28 protein-coding genes and 1 pseudogene are annotated in these 23094 nt (G+C 68.8%); 6 read left to right on the plus strand and 23 right to left on the minus strand.

Annotated elements, in window-relative coordinates; translation table 11 throughout:
- Positions 1 to 498 precede the first annotated feature (498 nt).
- Positions 499 to 1860, plus strand: a complete 1362-nt coding sequence (dnaA, locus tag C3E99_RS00005) for a chromosomal replication initiator protein DnaA (protein WP_083674952.1) — start codon at positions 499 to 501, stop codon at positions 1858 to 1860.
- Between the two features lie 54 nt (positions 1861 to 1914).
- Here dnaA and C3E99_RS00010 read toward each other — a convergent pair whose 3' ends face one another.
- From C3E99_RS00010 to secB, 4 genes are all read right to left on the minus strand, one after another.
- The gene (locus C3E99_RS00010; RefSeq protein ID WP_076073552.1) at positions 1915 to 2613 is read right to left on the minus strand and encodes a DUF4136 domain-containing protein; all 699 of its coding nucleotides are present in this window, start codon (positions 2611 to 2613) and stop codon (positions 1915 to 1917) included.
- Positions 2614 to 2727: 114 nt separating this feature from the next.
- A complete protein-coding gene (gene trpS, locus C3E99_RS00015; RefSeq protein ID WP_076073554.1) occupies positions 2728 to 3744 on the minus strand; it encodes a tryptophan--tRNA ligase in 1017 nt (338 codons plus the stop codon).
- 3 nt (positions 3745 to 3747) lie between these two features.
- Entirely contained in the window at positions 3748 to 5355 is a 1608-nt protein-coding gene (murJ, locus tag C3E99_RS00020) for a murein biosynthesis integral membrane protein MurJ (RefSeq protein WP_076073556.1), read from the minus strand.
- Between the two features lie 94 nt (positions 5356 to 5449).
- On the minus strand, positions 5450 to 5965 hold the full coding sequence (gene secB, locus C3E99_RS00025) for a protein-export chaperone SecB (RefSeq protein WP_067112542.1): 516 nt from the start codon (positions 5963 to 5965) through the stop codon (positions 5450 to 5452).
- A gap of 245 nt (positions 5966 to 6210) precedes the next feature.
- Here secB and C3E99_RS00030 point away from each other — a divergent pair, with 245 nt between their 5' ends.
- The 3 genes from C3E99_RS00030 to C3E99_RS00040 all read left to right on the plus strand — a co-directional run bounded on the left by C3E99_RS00030 (position 6211) and on the right by C3E99_RS00040 (position 8881).
- The gene (locus C3E99_RS00030) at positions 6211 to 6879 is read left to right on the plus strand and encodes a Tim44/TimA family putative adaptor protein (RefSeq protein WP_082797202.1); all 669 of its coding nucleotides are present in this window, start codon (positions 6211 to 6213) and stop codon (positions 6877 to 6879) included.
- Between the two features lie 119 nt (positions 6880 to 6998).
- The gene (mltA, locus tag C3E99_RS00035; protein ID WP_324787696.1) at positions 6999 to 8300 is read left to right on the plus strand and encodes a murein transglycosylase A; all 1302 of its coding nucleotides are present in this window, start codon (positions 6999 to 7001) and stop codon (positions 8298 to 8300) included.
- A gap of 5 nt (positions 8301 to 8305) precedes the next feature.
- The gene (locus tag C3E99_RS00040) at positions 8306 to 8881 is read left to right on the plus strand and encodes a Smr/MutS family protein (protein WP_076073558.1); all 576 of its coding nucleotides are present in this window, start codon (positions 8306 to 8308) and stop codon (positions 8879 to 8881) included.
- Between the two features lie 2 nt (positions 8882 to 8883).
- Here the strand turns inward: C3E99_RS00040 and dapE are convergent, their stop codons facing one another.
- A complete protein-coding gene (gene dapE, locus C3E99_RS00045; protein WP_420894030.1) occupies positions 8884 to 10017 on the minus strand; it encodes a succinyl-diaminopimelate desuccinylase in 1134 nt (377 codons plus the stop codon).
- A 120-nt stretch (positions 10018 to 10137) separates the two neighbouring features.
- On the opposite strand from dapE, the gene C3E99_RS00050 reads away from it, so the two are divergent.
- On the plus strand, positions 10138 to 10605 hold the full coding sequence (locus C3E99_RS00050; protein ID WP_067112537.1) for a cupin domain-containing protein: 468 nt from the start codon (positions 10138 to 10140) through the stop codon (positions 10603 to 10605).
- A 24-nt stretch (positions 10606 to 10629) separates the two neighbouring features.
- Here C3E99_RS00050 and C3E99_RS00055 read toward each other — a convergent pair whose 3' ends face one another.
- The 18 genes from C3E99_RS00055 to C3E99_RS00140 form a co-directional block, all read right to left on the minus strand.
- A complete protein-coding gene (locus C3E99_RS00055) occupies positions 10630 to 11301 on the minus strand; it encodes a glutathione S-transferase family protein (RefSeq protein ID WP_067112534.1) in 672 nt (223 codons plus the stop codon).
- Positions 11302 to 11425: 124 nt separating this feature from the next.
- On the minus strand, positions 11426 to 12067 hold the full coding sequence (yihA, locus tag C3E99_RS00060) for a ribosome biogenesis GTP-binding protein YihA/YsxC (protein ID WP_067110590.1): 642 nt from the start codon (positions 12065 to 12067) through the stop codon (positions 11426 to 11428).
- A complete protein-coding gene (gene yidC / locus C3E99_RS00065; protein WP_076073560.1) occupies positions 12064 to 13812 on the minus strand; it encodes a membrane protein insertase YidC in 1749 nt (582 codons plus the stop codon). Before yidC ends, yihA begins: the two co-directional genes overlap by 4 nt.
- A 47-nt stretch (positions 13813 to 13859) precedes the next feature.
- Positions 13860 to 14072: a membrane protein insertion efficiency factor YidD gene (gene yidD / locus C3E99_RS00070; RefSeq protein ID WP_054586362.1), complete on the minus strand. Its 213-nt coding sequence runs from the start codon at positions 14070 to 14072 to the stop codon at positions 13860 to 13862.
- A gap of 163 nt (positions 14073 to 14235) precedes the next feature.
- The gene (rnpA, locus tag C3E99_RS00075; protein WP_067110584.1) at positions 14236 to 14574 is read right to left on the minus strand and encodes a ribonuclease P protein component; all 339 of its coding nucleotides are present in this window, start codon (positions 14572 to 14574) and stop codon (positions 14236 to 14238) included.
- A 41-nt stretch (positions 14575 to 14615) separates the two neighbouring features.
- Positions 14616 to 14750, minus strand: a complete 135-nt coding sequence (gene rpmH / locus C3E99_RS00080) for a 50S ribosomal protein L34 (RefSeq protein WP_003046693.1) — start codon at positions 14748 to 14750, stop codon at positions 14616 to 14618.
- A 101-nt stretch (positions 14751 to 14851) separates the two neighbouring features.
- Entirely contained in the window at positions 14852 to 15160 is a 309-nt protein-coding gene (locus C3E99_RS00085; protein ID WP_067110582.1) for a hypothetical protein, read from the minus strand.
- A gap of 93 nt (positions 15161 to 15253) precedes the next feature.
- Positions 15254 to 16054 (minus strand): alpha/beta hydrolase, encoded by an 801-nt coding sequence (locus C3E99_RS00090; protein WP_076073562.1) that lies wholly within the window; start codon positions 16052 to 16054, stop codon positions 15254 to 15256.
- A gap of 83 nt (positions 16055 to 16137) precedes the next feature.
- Positions 16138 to 16602, minus strand: coding sequence for an SRPBCC domain-containing protein (locus C3E99_RS00095; protein ID WP_076073564.1), 465 nt, complete (start codon positions 16600 to 16602; stop codon positions 16138 to 16140).
- Positions 16603 to 16621: 19 nt separating this feature from the next.
- Positions 16622 to 17275 (minus strand): glutathione S-transferase family protein, encoded by a 654-nt coding sequence (locus tag C3E99_RS00100; RefSeq protein WP_199775046.1) that lies wholly within the window; start codon positions 17273 to 17275, stop codon positions 16622 to 16624.
- Positions 17275 to 17727 carry a hypothetical protein gene (locus C3E99_RS00105; RefSeq protein WP_104960270.1) on the minus strand — a complete coding sequence of 151 codons (453 nt, stop codon included), beginning with the start codon at positions 17725 to 17727 and terminating at the stop codon, positions 17275 to 17277. The genes C3E99_RS00100 and C3E99_RS00105 overlap by 1 nt, the downstream gene beginning before the upstream one ends.
- A gap of 4 nt (positions 17728 to 17731) precedes the next feature.
- The gene (locus tag C3E99_RS00110) at positions 17732 to 18217 is read right to left on the minus strand and encodes a VOC family protein (protein WP_104959265.1); all 486 of its coding nucleotides are present in this window, start codon (positions 18215 to 18217) and stop codon (positions 17732 to 17734) included.
- Positions 18214 to 18639, minus strand: a complete 426-nt coding sequence (locus tag C3E99_RS00115) for a VOC family protein (RefSeq protein ID WP_076073570.1) — start codon at positions 18637 to 18639, stop codon at positions 18214 to 18216. The genes C3E99_RS00110 and C3E99_RS00115 overlap by 4 nt, the downstream gene beginning before the upstream one ends.
- 50 nt (positions 18640 to 18689) lie before the next feature.
- On the minus strand, positions 18690 to 19487 hold the full coding sequence (locus C3E99_RS00120; protein ID WP_076073572.1) for a VOC family protein: 798 nt from the start codon (positions 19485 to 19487) through the stop codon (positions 18690 to 18692).
- Between the two features lie 36 nt (positions 19488 to 19523).
- Positions 19524 to 20243, minus strand: a complete 720-nt coding sequence (locus tag C3E99_RS20310) for a DUF1428 domain-containing protein (protein WP_067110563.1) — start codon at positions 20241 to 20243, stop codon at positions 19524 to 19526.
- A gap of 53 nt (positions 20244 to 20296) precedes the next feature.
- The gene (locus C3E99_RS00130) at positions 20297 to 20971 is read right to left on the minus strand and encodes a glutathione S-transferase family protein (protein WP_076073574.1); all 675 of its coding nucleotides are present in this window, start codon (positions 20969 to 20971) and stop codon (positions 20297 to 20299) included.
- Positions 20972 to 20992: 21 nt separating this feature from the next.
- Positions 20993 to 21424, minus strand: a complete 432-nt coding sequence (locus tag C3E99_RS00135; RefSeq protein WP_083674953.1) for a VOC family protein — start codon at positions 21422 to 21424, stop codon at positions 20993 to 20995.
- A gap of 49 nt (positions 21425 to 21473) precedes the next feature.
- A complete protein-coding gene (locus C3E99_RS00140; protein ID WP_076073579.1) occupies positions 21474 to 22115 on the minus strand; it encodes a TetR/AcrR family transcriptional regulator in 642 nt (213 codons plus the stop codon).
- 325 nt (positions 22116 to 22440) lie between these two features.
- Here C3E99_RS00140 and C3E99_RS00145 point away from each other — a divergent pair.
- Positions 22441 to 23079, plus strand: a pseudogene (locus tag C3E99_RS00145) (magnesium chelatase domain-containing protein); the annotation flags it as partial.
- Positions 23080 to 23094: the final 15 nt, after the last annotated feature.

The following is a 23094-nucleotide window of genomic DNA, read 5'->3' on the forward strand; positions in this document are numbered from 1 at the left end:
CGATGTCCCGAAAGGGGACAAGAGGGCCCGCCGGATATCCTCCGGCGGGCTCTTTTTTGTGCCCGCGATCATGACGCGTCGATGACTATGCTGTTGCATCGCGGTAAGTCGCGGATTTGCCGCGATTCGTTGCCGACGCCCCGTTGGCGACTGTCTATGATACTGAAAAATATGAAAAAAACAGGCATTTGACGATTTTCCGAGGGGTCCGGTGAGTCAAGGTTTTTATTTCAGTATTTTTACAGGCCGCGCCCTTGATCGACTCGCCCGAGCCTGACTAGACAAGGGCGTCGCTGGCCATCGCCGACGGCCGTCACTCGACATGATTCGATTCCCCTTCGGGCCGCGCGCCCGGGGTCGGATGCATGCGCCCGGCTGGAAACGCCGGGTCGGGACGGACAGGCGCGGCGGCGGACGGGGGCGACCGGAACTCAAAGGGGGCGGGACGGCGTGACAGGGAGTGGCGATCGGCATGACGGCAATGCGGACCTTGGAGCGATGAGCGGCGATGCCGCGGCGCTCTGGCCGCGCGTTGCCGAAGGGTTGCGCCGCGATCTGGGCGCCCGCACCTTCGACCATTGGCTGAAGCCCGTGCGCTTCGCCGATTACTGCACCCTGTCGGCGGTCGTCACGCTCGAAACCGCGAGCCGCTTTTCGGCCAACTGGATCAACGACCGCTTCGGCGAGCGGCTGCTGCTGGCATGGCGCCAGTATCTGCCGGCGGTGCGCAGCGTCACCGTGCGCGGCGGCGCGGCGGCGAGCGATCGCGCCGCGACGCTGGCGACCGCCCCGCTTCCCGCCTTCGACGCGGCGCCGGTCCCGGACGCGCAGACCGCGCCGTCGCCGTTCGACGCGCGGCTGTGCTTCGACCGCTTCGTGGTGGCGCGCAGCAATATCCTCGCCGCCAACGCCGCGCGGCGCATGGCGATGGCCGAGGCGCCGCAGTTCAATCCGCTCTATCTCTGCTCGGGCACCGGGCAGGGCAAGACGCACCTGCTGCACGCGATCGCACGGGCCTATGCGGCGATCCGGCCGACCGCGAACATCATCCTGATGTCGGCGGAAAAGTTCATGCTCGAATTCGTCGGCGCGATGCGCGGCGGCGACATGATGGCGTTCAAGGCGCGGCTGCGCGCCGCCGACCTGCTGCTGCTCGACGATCTGCAGTTCGTGATCGGCAAGAATTCGACGCAGGAAGAACTGCTGCACACGATCGACGACCTGATGTGCTCGGGCAAGCGGCTCGTCGTCACCGCCGACCGCCCGCCGGCGATGCTCGACGGGGTCGAGGCGCGCCTGCTGTCGCGCCTGTCGGGCGGGCTGGTCGCCGACATCGAGGCGCCCGAGGACGACCTGCGCGAGCGGATCATCCGCCAGCGGCTCGCCGCGATGCCGATGGTCGCGGTGCCCGACGACGTCGTCGCCTATCTGGTCCGCCATTTCACGCGCAACATCCGCGAGCTCGAGGGCGCGCTCAACAAGCTGCTCGCCTATGCCGCGCTGACCGGCGTCGATGTCGATCTCGCGCTTGCCGAGGACCGGCTGGCGGAGAATGTGCGCAGCGCCCGGCCGCGAATCACGATCGACGAAATCCAGCGCGCGGTCTGCGCGCACTACCGGCTCGACAAGGCGGAGATGGCGTCTAAGCGCCGGGTGCGGGCGATCGCGCGTCCGCGCCAGGTCGCCATGTATCTGGCGAAGGAACTGACGCCGCGCTCCTATCCCGAGATCGGGCGCCGCTTCGGCGGGCGCGACCACTCCACGGTGATCCACGCGGTGCGCACGGTCGAGGCGCTGCGCGTCACCGACAGCGAACTCGACGCCGAGATCGCGGCGATCCGGCGCAGCCTCAACAATTAGGCTTTTCCCTTTCCGGCGCGGCGCGCGCCGGAGAATGACGGGGGTCGCGTGCGCTTACCGCTTTTCGGGCGGGGCCACCGTGATGCGGACCCGCTCGCCCGAATTGCCGGGGAAGCCGGTGAACATCGCCTCGACGAGATTCGGTACCAGCTGCTGAAGATCGTTGCTGCGCGATTGCGCCTGCGCGTGACCTTCGAACAGGCGATGGCCGTCGGCCGCGCGGTCGATCTGCAGGTCGAGGCCGCTGGTGTAGACGGTATAGCTCTGAACGTCGTTATAGCCCCAGCCGGGCCCGAAACCGCCCCAATACCAAGGGTCGTACCAGCCGTGGACATAGCGCCGGCCGTTGGGGCCGCGGATCACCATCGGGCGATAGAAGCCGCGGTTGAACCCGTAGCCGCCATACCAGGGATCGCCGAAACCGGGGCTCGACACGACGCGTTCGCGGCCCTTGTCGATGCCATAGTCCATGCGGACGACGAGGTCCGCCTTCTCGCCCGGTGCGGCGGGGCGATAGCCGTAGCGGGTCAGTTCGCCGGCAACGAGGCCGGCGTACTGGCTGAACTCGATGCCGCCCTGCAGCGCCGGATTGGCCGCCTCGATGGCGAAGCTCTGCCCCTGCGGCGCCGGAAGCTGCGTCTGGAAGCGCGCGACGTCGGCGCGAAACGGGGTCGCGCAGCCGGCGAGCGCCAGCGCCGCCCCTGTCATGGCAGCGAGACCCAGCCGCCGGAGATTCGTCTTGCTCATTGTCATGCTCCGTATTCGGTGCGCGGATGACTCCACGCTTTACCCCATGACTATGCCGATGCGACTTAACCTTGGTTGAACCCGGCTCGCTGCGATTTCGTTCCGACAAATCCCCGGAATTTACCGGCAAAGCCCCAACACATGATATGTGGCGTCGAGCGTCGGCTTTGCAAGGGCGCGCGCCTTTGCCGCGCCGCGCTCGAGAATCGCGTCGAGCGCCGCGACATCGTCCCTGAGCGCGACGAAGCGCGCGTTGATCGGCGCGAGCTTTTCGACCAGCAGTTCGCCAAGCGCGGGCTTGAAGGCGCCGAAGCCCTGGCCGCCGAAATCGCGCAGCACGGCGTCGACGCCGACGTCGGCCAGCGTCGCATAGATGCCGACGAGGTTGCGGGCCTCCGCCCGCCCTTCCAGCCCCGCCGCCTCGGACGGCAGCGGCTCGGGATCGGTCTTCGCCTTCTTCACCTTCTGCATCATCGCGTCGGCATCGTCGGTCAGGTTGATCCGGCTCATGTCCGAAGGGTCGGATTTCGACATCTTCGCGCTGCCGTCGCGCAGGCTCATGATCCGCGCGGCATCGGCGGGGATGATCGGTTCGGGCAGGGTGAAGACCGGCGCCTCCTCGCTGGCATAATCATTGTTGAACTTCTGCGCGATATCGCGCGCCAGTTCGAGATGCTGCTTCTGGTCCTCGCCGACCGGGACGTGCGTCGCCTGATAGAGCAGCACGTCGGCCGCCTGGAGCACCGGATAGGTGTAGAGCGCCGCCGAGGCGCTTTCGCGATTCTTGCCCGACTTGTCCTTGAACTGCGTCATCCGGTTGAGCCAGCCGAGCCGCGCGGTCCCGTTGAGCAGCCATTGGAGTTCGGCATGCGCGGGAACGCGCGCCTGGTTGAACAGGGTCGAGCGGTCGGGGTCGATCCCGCAGGCGACGAGCGCCGCAGTCATCGCGCGCGTGTTCGCGGTGAGTTCGGCGGGTACGTGCGGCATCGAGATCGCGTGGAGGTCGGCGAGGAAGAAGAGGCAGTCGCCCCCCTGTGCCGCCGCGTCGTCCTGCATCCGCACCCAGTTGCGGATCGCGCCCAGATAGTTGCCGAGGTGCAAATTTCCGGTGGGCTGGATGCCCGAAACGATCCGCATGTCCTATTCCTTCGTGGTCGCCGCTCCAGTGCGGCGGCGCCGCGTCAACATGGCGAGCAGCTCCTTGTCAAGCGCGCCGACCAGGAAAGCGGCGGCGAAGAAGACCGCTCCGCCGGCGACGACGAGCGCGCTCAGCGACCAGACGCGCTCGAACGCGCTGCCCGCATAATAAGGCGCGAGGCGCGGCATCATCCACCACAGCAGCGCCGCCATCGCCGCGACCGCGACGATCTGGCGCGCGATCCGGCTTGCAAGCCGCGCGGTGAAATGGAACCAGCCGCGCCGGTGGAGGACGATGTAGAGGAGCAGGCAGTTGAGGCTGGCCGAGGCCGCGGTCGCACCCGCCAGCCCGACGATGCCGAAACGGCGCACGACATAGAGGTTGATCGCGATGTTGACGATCAGCGAGGCGAGTGCGGTCCATACCGGCGTCCGCGTATCCTCGCGCGCGAAGAAGCCGGGGTTCAATATCTTGACGATGACATAGGCGGGCAGGCCGGCGACGAGCGCGACGACGATGTTCGCCATGATCGCCCCGTCGGCATCGGTGAACTTGCCGCCGACGAAGAAGGCGGTGGTGAAGGCCGGCGCGCAGATGGCGAGCGCGGCGGCGGCGGGCAGGGTGAGCAGCGTCGCCATCTCGAAGGCGTTGCTTTGCAGGCGCTGCGCCTCTGCCGCGTCGCCCGCATGGATGTGGCGCGCGAGCATCGGCAGGATCGCGGTGCCGAGCGCGATGCCGACGATGCCGAGCGGCATCTGGTTGAGCCGGTCGGCGAGCTTGAGCAGCGTGAGCGAACCCTGCGGGAGCGAGGTGGCGAAGAATGTGTCGACGAACTGGCTGATCTGATAGATGCCGGCGCCGAAGGTCGCGGGCAGGATCAGCATGCCGAGCCGCCGCACCTCGGGCGTCAGCTTCGGCAGCCGCAGGTGCAGGCGCAAGCCGGCGCGCCGCACCGCCCACCACAGATAGGCGAATTGCGCGAGCCCCGCGACGCTGACCGATATGGCGAGAGCGAGCGCCACGATGCGGTCGTCGCCGCTGTCGCCGCGCAGTTTCCAGCCGATAATGATCCCGGCGATCAGCACGATGTTGAGCAGCACCGGCGCGAAGGCCCCCGGCGCAAAGCGCGCGCGCGCGTTGAGCACCCCCGACAGCATCGCGACGAGGCTGATGAAACCGAGATAGGGGAAGGTGATGCGGCTCAGCAGCACCGCGAGCTCGAATTTTCCGGGCACGTCCTGATAGTCGCGCGCGAGAATCCAGACGATGGCCGGCATCGCGATCATCGCGACCGCCGAAAAGACCAGCAGCACCCACAGGAACACCGCGAGCACGTCGTCGGCGAAGCGCGCCGCCGCACCCTCTCCGCCGCCCTCGCTCTCGCTGCCGTGCAGCGCGCGGCTGTACATCGGCACGAAGGCGACCGAGAAGGCGCCCTCGGCGAACAGGCGGCGGAAGGTGTTGGGCAGGGTGAAGGCGAGCTGATAGGCGTCGGCCGCGAGCCCGGCGCCGAGCACGCGCGCGAGCAGCATGTCGCGCACGAAGCCGAAGATGCGGCTGACCAGCGTCAGCCCGCCGATCGTCCCGACGCTGCGGACGAGGCTGCTCATCCTGAAACCCCCTTCCCGTCAGGGAAGAGGTCGAGGCGATTGACCGCGTCGCGCAAGGTCGAGGGTCGCACCCCGCCGCGCCCCGTTGGTCGGGTCAGGCCTGACCGACCGGCGTGGGGATGTCGCCCTGGCCCTCGGCCTGCGCCTGGGCCTGTTGCAGGAACAGGCCGTGGAAATCGATCGGTTCGAGCAGCAGCGGCGGGAAACCGCCGTCGCGCACCGCATCGGCGACCACGCGGCGCGCGAAGGGGAAGAGGATGCGCGGCGCTTCGGCGAGGAAGAAGGGCTGGAGCTGGTCCTCGGGGACGTTGCGCACCCCGAACAGGCCGGCATATTTGAGCTCGATGACGAAGGCGGTTCCCTCGTCGGCCTTCGAGGTGACGTCGATCTTCAGCGTCACTTCGAACAGATTCTCGCCGACGCCGTCGGCGCCGATGTTGAACTGGACGTCGATCTGCGGCGCGGCCTGCCACTGATAGACCGCAGGCGCGTTCGGATTCTCGAACGACAGATCCTTCACATATTGCGAGATCAGACCGATCGCCGGGCTGTTGTCCTCGCCGTTGGGCAGGGTTTCGGGGGTGAAGTCGCTGCTGGTCTCGTCGGCCATGTCCAAAATGCCTTCATTCTCTGGTCGGGAAGGGTCCGGTCCCCTGTCCCGGGGGGCAGGCGGCGGACGGTTGCCGGGCGCTTAGCAGCGGCGGGCGGCGAGCACAATGGGCGCCGGACCGGCTTTTGCGGCGGGCGAATCGTTGACCTGCCGCGCGGCTGCGGCCATGGAGATTTGAAACATGGCGGCGTATCGCCTATGTTGGAATCGAGACTTTCCTCACCGTCCGCATCGGATATCTGCCTGTGACCGCTTTTTCGATCGTCCTGCTCGCCATGATCGCCGCCTTTCTGGGCATGCGGCTCTATTCGGTCCTCGGCAAGCGCACGGGGCATGAACAGGAGCCGGTGCTGCCGCGCCGCGACGAGCGCACGGCGCGTGCACCCGTGCGCCTCGACGAAAGCGACGCGCAGTCCGCACCGCAGCCGGGCGCGCCGGCGACCTCGGGCCTCGTCTACGAACCCGCGGCCGAAGCGGGGCTGCGCGCGCTGCTCGCCGCCGATCGGAATTTCGACGCCGGGCGCTTCATGGAGGGCGCCGAGGCGGCGTATCGCATGATCCTCGAGGCCTATTGGGCGGGCGACCGCGACACGCTGCGCGACCTGTGCGACGATGACAGCTACGAGGCCTTCGTCGCGGCGATCGATGCGCGCGCGGCGCGCGGCGAAACGCTGGAGAACCGCCTGATCGGCATCGATTCGGCGAAGATCACCGCGGTCGAGATGAACCGCAGCGAGGCGCGCATCACGGTGCGCTATCAGGCCGACATCAGCGCCATCACGCGCGACGCCGACGGGCGGATGATCGCCGGATCGATGAGCGACGCGGCGCAGACGAACGATCTGTGGACCTTCCGCCGCGCGATCGGTGCCAGCGATCCCAACTGGCTGCTCGACGAAGCCGAGGCGGCCTGATCCGCATGCCGCGTGGCGGGCGGGGGGCAGGCGACGGGGCGGCTGCCGTCCGGACCGCCGTGCGTGCGAAGCGTGGGAAAAGCCATCGACCGAGGGTATCGCCTATCGGCCGCTATGCGTTGTTCGCCGCGCTGCCGCTGCTGTCGGCCTGCGCGTCGGTGATCCCCGAGGCCGGCGGCGCACGCCCCGGCACCGCGCCGCCATCCGCTCCGCCGACAGCGCAACAGCCGCCGCCCGCGCCGAGCGGGCCGACGCGCCCCTATCAGCCGCGCCCGTCGACGCCCCCCGGCGCCGCCGCGAAGCCGATCCCCGCGACGCCGCGTGCGCCGCTCGCCGCGCCGGCGGTGCCGGCGACCGCGACAACCGCCGCCGAGGCGGGCGTCGTGCTGGGCCCCGAATATACCGAACTGGGCATCGCGCACGACCAGGCGACCGCCGCGCTCAAGGCCTTCCGCCTGAGCTGCCCCTCGGTGCAGCGCCGTGCCGACGCGAGCGGCCTCACGCAGAATGGCGAATGGACCGAAAGCTGCCAGGCCGCCGCGGGCTGGCCCGACCGCGACGCCGGCAATTTCTTCAGCCGCTATTTCGGCACCGTGCAGGTCGGCGCGGGCACCGCCTTCGTCACCGGCTATTTCGAGCCCGAGATCGCGGCATCGCGCGACCGGCGTCCGGGCTATGACGTGCCGATCTATCGCCGCCCGCCCGATCTGGTCGACGTCGATCTCGGCCTCTTTTCCGACGCGCTGCAGGGAAGGAAGATCCGCGGCCGCGTCGACGGCAACGCCTTCGTTCCCTATCACGACCGCACGGCGATCGAGCGCGGCGCGCTGGACGGACGCGGGCTCGAAATCGCCTGGGCGGCCGACGCCGCCGAATTCTTCTTCCTGCAGGTGCAGGGATCGGGGCGGCTGCGTCTGCCCGACGGGTCGATCATGCGCATCGGTTACGACAGCCAGAACGGGCGCGACTATGTCGGCATCGGCAAGCTGCTGCTCGATCGCGGCGAGCTTCAGCCGGGGCAGGCTTCGATGCAGGGCATCCTCGATTATCTACGCGCCGATCCGGTGCGCGGCGCCGCGGTGATGAACGAGAATCCGAGCTGGGTCTTCTTTCGCGAACTGACCGGCCCCGGCCCGCTGGGCGCGCTCGGCGTGCCGGTGACGGGGCGCAGCAGCGTCGCCGCCGATCCCAAATATGTGCCGCTCGGCGCCCCCGTCATCCTGTCGCTCGATCGGGCCGAGCCCAATGGGCTGTGGATCGCGCAGGACACCGGCGGCGCGATCAAGGGCGCCAACCGATTCGACAGCTTCTGGGGCGCGGGCGATCAGGCGCGCGCGATCGCGGGCGGCATGGCGGCGCGCGGGTCGGCGCTGATCCTGCTGCCGCGCGCCGCCGTGGCGCGGCTGACCGCGCGGCGCTGACCGCGATGCCGCGGCGGCTCGCCCCGGAGGAAAGCGCGCTCTGGAAAAAGGTCGCCGCGACGGTCGAGCCGCTCCGCAAGCCGGTCCCTTCGCTCGAACCCAAGGCCCCGCCCACCGTCCGGCCACCGAAGCCCGCGCCGCGGAACATCGCGCCGCCGGCCGCGCGGACTCCCTCGCCGTCTCCGCTGCCGCCGTCGCGCCGCACCCACGCCGCGGCGACGCTCGACAGCCATTGGGACCGGCGGCTGCGCAAGGGGCAGGTCCGCCCCGACAGCAGCATCGACCTCCACGGCCATAGCCTCGCCTCGGCGCAGGCGCTGCTCGACACGGCGATCGGCCACGCCTTGCAGCGCGGTGCGCGGGTGCTGCTCGTCGTTGCGGGGCGGATGCGGCCGGGCGCCGACCGCCTGCCGCAGATGCATGGCGGACCGCGCCCGCGCGGCGCGATCCGCGCCTCGCTCGCCGACTGGCTCGCCGCCTCCCCGCACGCCGACCGGATCGTCGCGCTGCGCGCCGCGCATGTCAGCCACGGCGGGGCGGGCGCGGTCTATGTGATCCTGCGCCGGGGGCGCGAGGGATAGAGTCAGGCGCCGAACGCGCGCGTCAATATCCCGCGATAGATGGCGGCGAGCGTGTGCAGGTCCGCGACAGCGACCGCTTCGTCGAGCTTGTGCATCGTCGCGTTGATAAGGCCGAATTCGACCACCGGGCAGAGCGTGTGGAGAAAGCGCGCGTCGGAGGTGCCGCCGGTGGTCGACAGTTCGGGCGTCAGGCCCGTTTCGGCGTGGATCGCGTCGGAAACCAGCGCCGACAGCGCGCCCGGCGGGGTCAGGAAGGCCTCGCCCGAGATCTTGCCGACGACCTTGGCATTCGGTTCGACATCCTGCGCGATGCGCTCGACCATCTGGATCAGTTCGGCGCCGCGCTGCTGGTCGTTGAAGCGGATCGACAGCCTCGCCCGCGCCGAGGCGGGAATGACGTTGGTCGCGCCGTTGCCGACCTCGATATCGGTGAATTCGATGTTCGAGCGCTGGAACCAGCGCGTGCCCTCGTCGAGCGTCACCGTGTCGATGGCGGCGAGGATGCGCACCAGCTTCGGGATCGGATTGTCGGCGAGGTGCGGATAGGCGACGTGCCCCTGCGTCCCCGGCACGTCGATCCAGATGTTGACCGAGCCGCGCCGCCCGATCTTCACCATGTCGCCGAGCCGCTGCATCGAGGTCGGCTCGCCGACGACGATCAGGTCGGGTTTCAGCGCGCGCGCGTCTATATGCTCGATCAGCGCGCGGGTACCGAAGACCGCCGGGCCTTCCTCGTCGCCGGTGACGATCAGGCTGATCGTGCCCGCTTCGGGCGGGGTGGTCGCCGCCGCGGCGACGAAGGCGGCGATCGCTCCCTTCATGTCGACCGCGCCGCGGCCGTAGAGCAGGTCGCCGCGGACCTGCGGGTCGAAGGCGTCGCCGGTCCAGCCGACGCCGGGCGGCACGACGTCGAGATGCCCGGCAAAGCCGAAATGCCGCGGCCCCGCGCTCTTGCGGACGGCGAGCAGATTCTCGACCGGCCCGTCGGGCTCGATCCCGTCGATGAAGCGCTCGACCGTGAAGCCGAGCGGCATGAGCGCCGCTTCGAGCACGTCGAACACGGCGCCGGTGGCGGGGGTCACGCTGGGCGCGGCGATCAGCGCCTTGGCGAGGTCGACGGGGTCGATGGTCATCATCGCCGGCTTTTAACCGTTCGGGCGGAGCGAAGTCGAGACACCAATCGTCGGGGGCACCTTGCCGGGGAGCATCTCGACTTCGCGCGGCGCGGGCGGCAAGAAGGGGGCAGGAGGACCGCCATGCCCAAGCTCGACCTCGACGCGATCCCGCAGACCAACGCGACCGGCTATCCCACGCCCTACGATGCGCCGGTTCAGGGCCGCTGGTATCGCCGCCTCGCGCCGCCTACGGGGCTCACCGATTTCGCCGCGAGCCACGTCGTGCTGAAACCCGGCGCCTGGTCGTCGCAGCGCCACTGGCACGACGGCGAGGACGAGATGCTGGTGATGATCGCCGGCGAGGCGGTGCTCGTCGAGGATGACGGCCGCTGGCCGATGCGGCCGGGCGATATCGCCGTGTGGCCCAAGGGCAGCACCAACGGCCACCACCTGATCAACGAATCGGACGCCGACTGCGTGTTCGTCGCGCTCGGCGGCGGCAAGCGGTGCGACACCGGCGGCGGCTATTCGGACATCGACATGCTGTTCACGCCCGACGGCTATTTCCACAAGGACGGGACGCCCTATCCGACGAAGCGCATCCCCTGATTCGCCGGAGGATCGCGACGGGCGTCAGCCTTCCGCCGGCCCCTCGAACTGTTCGATCACCCAATCCTCGGCCTGCGCGCCGCCGATCCATTCCTGCATGTGCGGGTGGCTGACCACTGCCTGGCAATAGGGAACGGCGAAGCGCGGCAGCGGGATCGAATAGGTGATGAGGCGCGTCACCACCGGCGCGAACATCATGTCGGCCGCCGACCATTCGCCGAACAGATAATCGCCCTCGCCGCCGAAGCGCGCGCGGGCCTCGGCCCAGATCTGCATGATGCGCACGACGTCGGCCTGCACCTCGGGCAGCAGGTCGGCGGAAGGGTAGATGCGGCGGATGTTCATGCTGTGATGGCGGCGCAGCGCCGCGAAGCCCGAGTGCATTTCGGCCGCCATCGACCGCGCCATCGCGCGCGCCGCCCAATCCTCGGGCCAATAGCCGCGCGTGCCGCCGGTCTTTTCATTGAGATAGTCGATGATCGCCAGACTGTCCCAGACGACGATGTCCGCGCCGTCCCACAGGATCGGCACCTTGCCGCCCGACGGAGCGAACTCGTCGCCCTCGCGTCGGTTCGACCAATCCTCGTCATAGAGCGGGACGTTGACCTCCTCGAAGGCGAGGCCGCTCTGCCGCACCGCCAGCCAGCCGCGCAGGCTCCAGCTCGAATAGGCTTTGTTGCCGATGACCAGTTTCATGCGTCACTCTCATTCCCCTCCCGCTTGCGGGAGGGGTTAGGGATGGGGCTAGCCGCAGGCGAGCGGCGGCGGTTGCAGCCTTCATGCCCACCCCCGACCCCTCCCGCAAGCGGGCGGGGGGAATTTATGACTCCACCGCCTCCAGCACCGCGGTGCGCAGGTCGGCGATTCCCATGCCCTTTTCGCTGCTCGTCACGATCACCTCCGGATGCGCGGCGGGGTGTTTGCGCGCCTCGGCCTCGGTCGCGGCGTGGACGGCGGCGAGGTCGCTCGCCTTCACCTTGTCGGCCTTGGTGAGGACGAGGCGATAGCTGACCGCCGCGACGTCGAGCATCGCCAGCACCTCGCGGTCGACGTCCTTGATGCCGTGGCGGCTGTCGATCAGCACCAGCGTGCGCTTGAGCACCGCGCGCCCGCGCAGATAGTCGTTGACCAGGAATCGCCACTTTTTGACCACGTCCTTCGGCGCCTTGGCGAAGCCGTAGCCGGGCATGTCGACGAGGCGGAAGACCAGCGGGCTGCCGACGTCGAAATAGTTGAGTTCCTGCGTCCGCCCCGGCGTCACCGAGGTGCGCGCAAGGCCGTTCCGTCCCGTCAGCGCGTTGAGCAGCGACGACTTGCCGACGTTCGAGCGGCCCGCAAAGGCGATCTCGGGCACGCCCGGCGCCGGCAGATGCTGGAGCGCGGGCGCCGATTTCAGGAAGGCGATTGGGCCCGCGAACAGCTTGCGCGCGCGTTCGCTCCTGTCGTCGGCACCATCCGTCACTTCGCCACCGCGGTCCTGAGCTGCGGGAACTTGCGATACATCCACTGCTGCTGCGCGATCGACAGCACGTTGTTGGTGATCCAGTAGAGCAGCAGCCCCGCCGCGAAGGGCGCCATGATGAACATGAACAGCCACGGCATGATCTTGAACACCTGTTGCTGCACCGGGTCGGTCGCCTGCGGGTTCAGGCGGAACTGCAGGAACATGGTGATGCCCAGCATCAGCGCGAGCGGCCCGAGCGCCAGCAGCGACGGCGGGGTGAAGGGCAGCAGGCCGAACAGGTTCAGGAAATGCAGCGGGTCGGGTGCCGACAGATCCTTGATCCACAGCGCGAAGGGCTGGTGCCGCATCTCGATCGTCAGCATCAGCACCTTGTAGAGCGCGTAGAAGATCGGGATCTGGATGACGATCGGCAGGCAGCCGGCGAGCGGATTGATCTTTTCGTCCTTGTAGAGCTTCATCAGCTCCTGCTGCATCTTCGGCTTGTCGTCCTTGAACCGCTCCTGCAGCGTCTTCATCTTCGGCTGGACGAGGCGCATCTGTGCCATCGAGTGGAACTGGCGCTGCGCGATCGGGAACATCGCGCCGCGGATGATCAGGGTCAGCACCATGATCGCGACGCCGAAATTGCCGATCTGGCGGAACAGCCAGTCGAGCAGCTTGAAGATCGGCACCGCGAAGAATTCGAACCAGCCCCAGTCGATCGCGTTCGACAGGCGGGTGATGCCCTGGTCGTCCTGATAGGCCGACAGCGTCCGCACCTCCTTCGCGCCCGCGAAGATGCGGCTGGTCGTCGAGACCTGTGTGCCGGGGGCGATCTGGCGGAAATCGCGTGCGAACAGGGTCTGGTAATTGTCGGGCGCGGGGGCGCTCATCGACGCGGTGACGCGCTCGCCCTTTGCCGGGATGATCGCGGCGAGCCAATATTTGTCGGTGAAGCCGAGCCACGCCGCCGAATCATACTTGACCGCGCCGTCCTTATCGAGGTCCTTGTAGTCGACGTCGAACACCGACTTGCCGCCCAAATAGCCGGTCGGGCCGACGTGGATCGTCCAGCTGTCCTGTTCGTGCGGGTCGGTCGGCTTGCCGAGGCGGTCGATCAGCGCATAGCTGCTGACCGTCACCGGCGCGGCGCCGGTGTTGGCGATCGTCTGCTTCGCAGTGATCAGATAATTGGCGTCGATGCTGTATTCGATGCGGAAGGTCTGGCCGGTCGGGTTCGCCCAGCTCAGCGTCACCGGCGTCGTCGGGGTCAGCTTCGCGCCCGACGCGGTCCACACGGTTGCGGGGCCGGGAACCTCGATCCCCTGCGCCGACCAGCCGACGCTCGCGAAATAGGCGGCCTTGGTGTTCGCCGGCGCGAACAGGCGCACCGGCGGCGCGTTCTTCTCGATCGTCTGGCGGTAGCGGGTCAGCGTGATGTCGTCGATGCGCGCGCCGACGAGGTTGATCGAACCCGACAGCGCCGGGGTCTCGATCGCCACGCGGTTGTCCGCGGCGAGCGCCGCCTCGACCGGGACGGTCGCCTTGGCGGCGGGCGCGACCTGGGCCGGGGGCGTGGGCAGGCCGCTCGGCTGACCCTGCGGCGTCGCGGCGGGCGCGCCGTTCGCGTCGGCCCCGGCGACCGTGGTGGTCACGTCGGGTTTGGCGGGAGTCGGGAAGAATTTCTCCGCGACGAAGTTCCAGCCCAGCAGGATGGCGACCGACAGTAAAATCGCCGCGATCAGGTTCCGCTTGTCATCCACGCTTTTCGGTCTCTCTTCATCTCAACAAATGTCGGGAAATGCCTGTTTCATGGCACCGGGTCGTAACCGTGTCCGCCCCAGGGGTGGCAGCGCAATAGCCGCTTTGTCGCCAGCCAGCCACCCTTGATCGCACCATGGCGTTTCAGCGCGACGATCGCATATTCGCTGCACGACGGCGCGTAGCGGCATGTCGGCGGCAGGATGCGCGACGGGCCGAGCTGCCAGCCGCGCGCGATCAGGATCAGCAACCGGGCGATCATGCGGAACCCCCCGGAAACTGCGCAACTTCACACGCGATTCGGGTTTTCGCGCAGCTGAAATCATCGTCACCCCGGACTTGATCCGGGGTCCCGCTCAGCAACGTGGAAAAGCGGGACCCCGGATCAAGTCCGGGGTGACGACAAGGGGAAACGCTCACGCCACTCATTGAGCCAGCTTCTTCGCGGCGCGCTTCAGCGCCGAATCGAGGTGCCCCGCCAGCTCGGCAAAGGCGATGGCGTTGCCGCCGGGGCGACCGATCAGCACATGGTCGGCGCCCGCGATCCCCGATTCGGGCAAGGCGGCGCGGGCGAGGGCGCGCAGGCGGCGCTTCATCCGGTTGCGCACGACCGCGTTGCCGACCTTCTTGCTGACCGTGAAGCCGATGCCCGGCGCGTCGTCGTCGTCACCGCGCGGGCGGACGAGCAGGACGAAGCCGGGCATGGGAAAGCGAAGGCCGCGATTCGCGGCCAGAAACTCGCTGCGTCTGGAGAGCGTTCGCACCAGCCCAGATCCTTCCAGGCTCGGCGGCGAAGCGACGGCGCTTAGGCCGACAGCTTCTTGCGGCCGCGGGCGCGGCGGGCGGCGAGGACCTTGCGGCCGCCGACGGTGGCCTTGCGGGCGCGGAAGCCGTGGCGGCGCTTGCGCACGAGGCGGCTCGGTTGATAGGTGCGCTTCATCGCGAAATCCCCAAAATCTCTTCAATCGTTGCAACGAAAAAGGGCCGCCAAACGCGGGCGGCCGCCAGTGGGGGCGCGGATAGGCGAGAGTCGGCGCAAAGTCAATCGCCATCGAGCCGGTCGAGCGCGGCGCGCGCGCGCCGCCGCGCGGCGCTGACCCGCCGCATCAGCCGGTCGGCCCAGTCGCCGTAGCGCGGGTGGCGCATCTTGAACCGGACATAGCGGCGCTTTGCCCACAGGCTGTTCTGCAGCGCGAGCATCAGCCCAATCGGGAAGAGGATGACGAAGCCGGGACCGGGCAGCGGCCCGATCAGCGCTGCGACGATCATCAGCAGCACGCCGGTCACGAACAGCGCGTAGCGCACCTGCGCATTCGCCCGCAACCGCTGGTAGAGATTCGGCTTCGCCATGCCCGGCGATGTGGGAAGGCGGGCGGCGTGTTGCAAGGATAGGGCACGTCGGCCGGGTGCGCCGGCGCGATGGCTCGCTATGCGGCGGCGGGGTCAGTCGAGCGCGACGAAGCGGGCCATGTCGGCGCGCGTCAGGGTGCGGACGGTGTCGAACGGCGTGCTGTTGGTCAGCGCATAGAAGGCGCGCGCTTTCGAATCGTCCATCCCCAGTTCGCGATAGAGCCCCAGATATTCGGCGTGGACGGGATCGTCGGCGGGATAGTCGTTCGCCTCGCGCCCTTCTTCGTCGATCCAGCTGTGGACGCCGAATTCGGCGTCGGGCGCGGCGCGGCGGACGGCGCCGGCGAGCCACAGCTCGACCGCGCCCGAGCGCACTGATCCGCCGCTCGGCACGACGGTTTCCAGCCCCGCGCGGCGGATCGCGCGGGCGAGGATCAGGTTCGCCTCTTCGTCGAGGCTGCCGGGGCAGTCGATCATCTCGATCCGCCGCAGCGCCGGAAAGGCCGCGAGCATCGCCGCGAACTGGCGCGGCGTCGCCGCGGTGACGTCGCCCGCCATGCGCGCGGTGCCGGCGTCGACCACCGCGAAGGGACCGAAGCGCGCCTTCGCGGGACCGAGGGTCGCGAGCGTCGCGGCAGGCGCATAGCGCCGCGTCGCGCCGAGGTCGGCCGCATCGGCGAGCGCCGCATCGTCGAGCAGTGCCGCGTCCTCGTCGAGGGCGGTCGGGTCGAGATTGGCGGCCGGACCGTCCACCTCTTCATAGGTCCAGCCGATCGTCGTGGTGACGGTCACCACCGTCTGCGCCTGCGCGGGCGCGAAGGCGAGCACCGCCGCCAGCAGGGCGACGATCGCGGAACGCAGCAGCGCGGGGGGCAAGGCGGACGGGCGGGCCATCCCGCCGCTCTCGCGCGCGGGCGCCTACCAGAGCGTCAAGCCATGCAGTCAGCGCGGCGTTAACCGCGTTTCGGGACGTTCCATCAGGCGGCTTCGCACAGCGCCTTGAGCTGTTCGGCGACGACGGTCCAGCCGGCGGTGAAGCCCATGTCCTGATGCTGCTGGCACGCCTCGTCGCTCCAGTGGCGCGCCCAGCCGGTGAAGCGGGTGCCGGCGCCGTCGGGCACGATCTCCCAGCCGCCGATCATGAACGGATCGCGCGGCGCGATGCGGCCGTCGGCGCCGCGCACCACCGCATCGGTGGTCACGAAGCGCACCCCCGGCACGACCTCGAGGAACAGGCCGTCGGTCGGCTGCACCTCGCCGTCGGGACCGCGCATCGTCATCGCGCAGCGTCCGCCGGGGCGCAGGTCGACATCGTCGAGCGTGACGGTCCACGGCTTCGGACACCACCATTCGGCCATCCGCTCGGTCATCACCCGCCAGACCGCGTCGGGCGGCGCGGCGATGCGGATCGAGATCGACAGTTCGCGGGGATCGTCGGACATGCTGCTTCTCCTTTGCGGGTCAGTCGCGATCGGGGGCGCCGAGCGGGAAGAAGGGACGATAGGGCCGCGCATCCTCGACGCAGCGGCGGACCGACGGATGCGCGAGCAGCCGCGCGCGATAGGCGCGCAGATTGGCGTAGGCGGGCGCGATTTCGTGCATCCAGTCGGCATAGAAGAGCGAGGGCGCCGCGGCGCAATCGGCGAGGGTGAAGCCATGGGGGGTCGCCCAGCCGCCGCCGGCCAGTTCGGTATCGAGCCAGCGGTAGACGGTTTCGAGCGACTCCCTCGCCTTGTCGACGATGATCTGGAGATGATGTTCCGGCCCGCGCAGCGCGTCGGCCACCACCTCCTGCATCGGGGTCATCACATGATTGTCGAATATCCGGTCGAGCAGCCGGACGCGCAGCGCCGCGTCGCGGTCCGCCGGGATCAGGCGCGGTTCGGGGGCGAGTGCGTCGAGATGCTCGATGATGATCGACGCCTCGAACAGCGCGGTGTCGCCGTCGACGAGCAGCGGGAACTTGCCGACCGGCCAGTGCGCGCGCAACTCGTCGCCATGCTGCGGCGTGTCGGGGCCGATCACGCGGTAATCGAAGGGAAGCTCCTTCTCGTAGAGCGCGATCAGCGCCTTCCACGTGTAGGAGGAGAAGGGGTGGCCGTAATAGATCAGCATCAGCGGGCCTCCGGACGCGCGAACAGCCATGCGAGCGGCAGTCCGACGAAAAAGATGTGGGGAAAGAGCGCGACCGCGCCCTTGAACAGGTCGGCGGGCGGAAAAGGCGTGCCGAAGCGCAGCGGCAGCACGATGCCGTTCATCACGCCGTAGAGGATCAGGCCATAGACGAGGCCGACCCATCCCCACGGCCAGCGGCGCAGCCCCGCCCAATGGCGCGCCAGCAGGACGAAGGCCGCGACCATCGCGCCCATGATCGCATAATGGGTGACGAGGCCGAGCAGCGCGCCGCCGAGGCCCCAGTCGACCGCGGCGTCGCCGAACGGCCCCTTGGCGACCCCGCGCAGCATGCCGCCGACGGTGCCGCCCGCCGACAGGCTCCAGAGCGCGGCATAGACGATGTCGAGCGTGCCGCAGAGCAGCCAGGCGGACAGGGGCGAGGGGCGGCGCATCACCCTAGTCCCCCCGCACCGCGGCCTCGATCGCCGCGACGTCGATCTTCTTCATCGTCATCATCGCCTCGAACGCGCGTTTCGCCGCCGCCTTGTCGTCGCCCATCACGGCATCGGTCAGGGCGCGCGGGGTGATCTGCCAGTTGACGCCCCATTTGTCCTTGCACCAGCCGCACATGCTTTCCTGGCCGCCGTTGCCGACGATCGCGTTCCAGTAGCGGTCGGTTTCCTCCTGCGTCCCGGTATGGACCTGGAAGGAAAAGGCCTCGCTGTGCGGAAAGGCGGGGCCGCCGTTGAGGCCGACGCACGGGATGCCGAGCACGGTGAAATCGACGGTCAGCACGTCGCCCTCTCTGCCGCTCGGGTTGTCGCCGGGGGCGCGGTGGACCGCGCCGACGCGGCTTTCGGGGAAGGTGGCGGCATAGAAAGCCGCGGCTTCCTCGGCATCCTTATCGTACCACAGGCACAGCGTGACGGGATCGCGGGTCATCCTTCCTCTCCTTGCAGCGGGGTGCCGAGCGACCAGAGGTGGCCGAACGGGTCGCGCACCTGCGCATAACGGTCGCCCCAGAACATGTTGTCGGGCGCCATCACGCTTTCGGCGCCGGCGGCGACGGCGCGGTCGTACCAGGCGTCGGTGTCGTCGACCTGCAGGTGCAGCACGACGCTGGCCGGCGCGGGCGCCGGACCGCCCGTATATTCGGGGAAATCGTCGTGGATCATCAGCGATGCGCCGTTGAGATGCAGGTGCGCGTGCATCAGCCGCACGCCGTCGTCAGCGGGGACGCGCACGACCTCGCTCGCGCCGAAGGCGGCGGTGTAGAAGGTGATCGCTTCGACCGCGCGCCTGTCGCGGATCGTCAGGTGCGGGGTCAGGCCGCCGGTCGGCGCCTGGTTGGCGGGGGTGGTCATGGCTTCTCTCCTCTTCCAACGTCCCTCCCTTTGGGGGAGGGACTTGTCTGTCAGCGCCGCGGCCCCACCAGCCCGAAGGCGGCACCCTGCGGGTCGACGCCGTTCATCGCATATTCGCCGCCGGGGATTTCCATCGGGCCGTTGGTCACCGTGCCGCCGGCCGCCGCGACTGTCGCCGCGGCGCGGTCGATGTCGTCGACCCCGATGTAGAAGGTCCAGGTCGACGCCGGGGTTTCGGGCATCAGCGGCATTACCGCGCCGATGCCGACGTCGCCGACCTGAAGGAAGCGGTAGGCGCCCAGCGCCCCCATATCCATCGCGCCTTCCTGACCCCAGCCGAAATGCCTGCGGTAGAAGGCGATCGCGGCGTCGGGGTCGCTCGTCATCAGTTCGTTCCAGCGGACGTGCTGCGCCTCGGTGACCGAGAAGGCGTCGCTGTCCATGTCCTCCTGCCCCGCGGGCGGGATCGGGTTCATGACGTAGAAGGGCGCGCCCTGCGGGTCCGCCAGCATCGCGATGCGCCCGACGGGCAGGTCGGTCGGCGGCATGTGGACGCTGCCGCCGTCGGCCCCGATCGCCGCGACCGTGGCGTCGACATCGGGGGTATAGAGATAGCCGAGCCACGCCGGCCGCGCGCCGCCCGCCAGCATGTCGGCGTTCAGCGCCAGCACACCGCCGGCCTGGCCGCCGTCGCTGCGGCCGATCATGCGATAATCGACGCCGCCGTCCGCGGGGTCGCCGTGCGCCGCGATCGTCCAGCCGACCACGGCGCCGTAGAAGCGCGCCGCGCCGTCGGGATCGCTCGTCATCAGCTCGTACCAGATGAAGCTGCCCTTGGGATTCGTCATCGTCCTTCTCCTTGTGCGTCCCGGCGGTGGGAGGTGTCAGGCGTCGACGATCGGAACGAAGCCGCCATAGATCATGCGGGCGCCGTCGAAGCTCTGGTCGTTCGGATCGTGCCGCATCCGCTCGTCGGCCATGACCTTTTCCCAGCCCGCGACGCGCGCCGCCTTGTCGGGCCATTCGATCCAGCTGAAGGCGGGGGTCTCGCCGGGCTTTGCATGCGTCGCGCGCCGATAGTCGGTGACCTTGCCGTCGGGCACGTCGTCGCCCCAGCATTCGAGGACGCGCGTCGCGCCATGATCGAGGAAGACAAGCGAGGCGCGGGCGGCGAGCGCGCGATAGGCCTCCTTGTTGGCGTCGGGCACCGCGAACACGAAGCCGTCGGTATAGCCCATCGATCCGCCGAGCCCTTCCTCGACGATCGGCGCGAAGCCGCCGACGATCATGCGCTGGCCGTCGCCGGGCATGTCGGTGCCCATCTCCGCCATGCGCGGATCGGTGCGAATCTTCTCGTTCGCGGCGTCGCGCGTCGCGCGGTCGGGATATTCGAACCAGCTGAAGACGACCGTCTCCCCGTCCTTCGCCTGCACCGCGGTGCGGAAGTCGTTGAGCTTGCCGACGGGAATGTCGTCGCCCCAGCATTCGACGTGGCGACGCACGCCGAACTCCTTGAACAGCGGCACCGATCGGGCGGCAAGGTCGCGATATCTGTCCTGCTCGGCGGTCGGAACCGCAAGCACGAAGCCTTCGACATAGGTCATCGTCTCTCTCCTGCTCTGTCTTCCCCCTCCTTCTGAAGAGGAGGGGCTCATGCTTATCTTTCCGCCGGTCCCGCCTCTTCGCGGAAGGCGGCGAGCTGCGCCTTGAGCGCGCGGTCGAAGGCGGGGCGTTCGAGGCAGCGGGCAAGATAGGCCTCGAGCTGCGGATGCTCGGCGACCGCACCCGATTCGATACCCTCGCGCAGCACCGTCGCCATCGCGATGTCGGCGACGCTGAAAACGCCCGCGAGATACGGCCGGTCGCCCAGCGCCTCGGCGAGCTTGCCGAAGCGGGTATGGATGAAGTCTATCAGGCCGGGCCGGCGCAGCTTCGCCCATGGTTCGCCCGCCGCGAACAGGTCGACGGTCGACAGTTCGAACATCGCCGGTTCGACGCTGTTGTAGGCGGCGAACAGCCAGCTCGTCACGGTCGCGCGGCCCTGCGGGTCGCGCGGCAGCAGCCGCTCGTCCTTTTCCGCCAGATGCAGCAGGATGGCGCCGCTTTCGAACAGATGCACGTCGCCGTCGCGCAGCACCGGCACCTGCCCCCATGGCTGGTCGCGGAAATGTTCGGACGGACGGTCGACCGCGCTGATCAGCCGCTCGGCATAGTCGAGCCCGACTTCCTCGCACGCCCAGCGCGGACGCAGGTCGCGGACGAAACCGCGCGCGAAATCGGGCACCCAGTCGAAGGCGGTGATCTCGATTATGGCGGCGGGATTCACGGGCATGATGCCGCTCCTTTCGTCGCCTCAGGCGGCGGGTGGGGGTGCGTCGCCGTTCGCGACCGCCGGGTCCATCCAGAACGGTTCCCAGACATGGCCGTCGGGATCCAGAATGTCGCGGCCGTACATGAAGCCATGTTCCTGCACCGGGTTGACGTCGGCGGTGCCGCCGTGGGCGGCGGCGGCCGCGACCATCGCATCGACCGCCTCGCGGCTGTCGAGGGCCAGCGCGAGCATCGCCTCGCTCGATGCCGTCGGCGGGATCGGCCGGTCGGTGAAGCTGCGCCACTTGTCGTGCGTCAGGATCATCACGAAGATCGCGTCGGACCAGACCATGCAGGCGGCGGTCTCGTCGGTGAAGCGCGGCTCGTTGGCGAAGCCGAGCGCCTCGTAGAAGGCGATCGACCGGTCGAGGTCGCGGACCGGCAGGTTGACGAAAATCATCCTGGGGGTGGGCATCGGAAATTCCTCTCTCGTCGGAAGGCTTCAGGGGATGGTTTCGCGGCGGTCACGTCCGTCCGAACAGCATGCGGACGTAACGCGTCAGATGGACGACGCTTTCCCTGGCAATCGCCGGGTCGTTGGTGGTTTTCGCCAGAACGAAGCCGCCCTGCAGCACCGACTGGATATGGCGCGCGAGATCGATCGCGGTCATCCCGTCGGGCGCGCCATATTGCGCCATCGTCGCCTCGATGTCGGGGGAGAGCGCTTCGCAATAGGCGGCGATGCTCGCTTCGCAGGCAAGGCGGATCGGCTCGCTGGTCGCATAGGCGTCCTGCACCATCGTGCCGATGAAGCAGGTGAAGCCGTCGACCGGGCCGTGCAGCAGCGAAAAGCGGAAATCGATATGGCCGAGCAGCCGGTCGAGCGGGTCCTCCAGCTTCGTGTGCGGCAGCATGTCGAACATCGGCCGCGCGCGCTCGGTCCACGCTTCGGCGGCGGCGACCGCCAGCGCCTCCTTCGATTCGAAATGGTGGAAGAAGGCGCCCTTGGTCACCCCGGCGGCGGCGCAGATCTGGTCGACCGTGGTCGCGGCATAGCCGTGCCGCCGCACCTCCTGATGCGCGGCGGCAATCAGCTTCGCCCGCGCGCTGCCCCGCGGTGCGCGGCGGGGCGGCGTCGAAGGAGGGGAGGGGTGAGTCGGCGTCATGGAGATTTACATACCGACTGGTTGGTATGATGTCAAATTGGACGGCGATGACGGTCTTGGGACAGGATTTCGTGCAGAGGCGCAGAGATCGCAAAGAAAAGGGGAAGGCGGCAAAGCCGCCATTTTCTTCTTTCTTCTCCGCGCCTCCGCGCCTCCGCGCGAACAAAAATCTCTGCGGACTCTGCGCCTCTGCGCGAAATTCCTCCCTTTTTGTCTCCGTCATTCCCGCGCGATTCCTGTCCCCGACAAAAAGGGACTCGACGCCCGGCGCCTCCCGCCTATGAAGGATGGGGAACAAATGGGGGCCGGCTGCAAGGGGGTATCATTGGTCGCGATCGTTTCGACCGTCGCCTATCTCGGGCTCGAGGCGCGCGGGGTCGAGGTGCAGTGCCAGATCGCGCCCGGGATGCCCGCCTTCGCGGTCGTCGGCCTGCCCGACAAGGCGGTCGCCGAAAGCCGCGAGCGGGTGCGCGCGGCGCTGTCGGCGATCGGCCTCGCGCTGCCGCCGAAGCGGATCACGGTCAACCTGTCGCCCGCCGACCTGCCCAAGGAAGGCTCGCACTACGACCTGCCGATCGCGCTCGCTCTGCTCGGCGCGATGGGGGTCGTCGATCCCGAAACGCTCGCCGCCTATGTCGTCGTCGGCGAACTCGGCCTCGACGGGCGCGTCGCGCCGTCGCCAGGCGTGCTGCTTGCCGCGCTGCACGCGGGCAGCGTCGAGCGCGGGCTCGTCTGCCCCGCCGCGCAGGGGCCGGAGGCGGCGTGGGCGGGGCATGTCGAGGTGCTCGCGGCGCCCGACCTCCTGTCGCTGCTCGGGCATTTCAAGGGCGCCGCGCTGCTGCCCGCGCCGGTGCCGGGCGAGGTCGCGGCGCCGGCGCGAACCGCCGATCTGGCGCAGGTGAAGGGGCAGGAAACGGCGAAGCGCGCGCTCGAAATCGCGGCGGCGGGCGGCCACAACCTGCTAACGTTGTAGTAGGTC

The sequence above is a fragment of the Sphingopyxis sp. MG genome, from assembly GCF_002953155.1.
Taxonomy (GTDB): Bacteria; Pseudomonadota; Alphaproteobacteria; order Sphingomonadales; family Sphingomonadaceae; genus Sphingopyxis; species Sphingopyxis granuli.